The sequence below is a fragment of the Cupriavidus sp. SIMBA_020 genome, from assembly GCF_046535395.1.
GTDB lineage: Bacteria > Pseudomonadota > Gammaproteobacteria > Burkholderiales > Burkholderiaceae > Cupriavidus > Cupriavidus campinensis.
Genome location: NZ_JAWRWU010001617.1, coordinates 1 through 237, shown reverse-complemented (window position 1 = coordinate 237; position 237 = coordinate 1). Strand labels below are relative to the sequence as shown.

General features: G+C 65.0%; 1 pseudogene. It reads right to left on the bottom strand.

Annotated features, from left to right (window positions below):
• Positions 1–223 (bottom strand): annotated as a pseudogene (locus SB751_RS35090) (cell division protein FtsZ); the annotation flags it as partial.
• Positions 224–237: the final 14 nt, after the last annotated feature.

The following is a 237-nucleotide window of genomic DNA, read 5'->3' as shown; positions in this document are numbered from 1 at the left end:
CGGGCTTGGCGCCCGCGCCCAGGCCGGTGCGGCCCAGGCGGATCTGCACCGGGGCGTTGGTCGCCGCCAGTGCCTGCGCATCGGTGTTGGCGCAGATGAAATCCACGCCGTGCACGCCGCTGCGAATCATGTGCGCGACGGCATTGCCGCCCGCACCGCCCACACCAACGACCTTGATTACGGTCCCTTTGGTGTTGTTCTCAAGCATCTCAAAGTTCATCATGATGACTCCCTCAC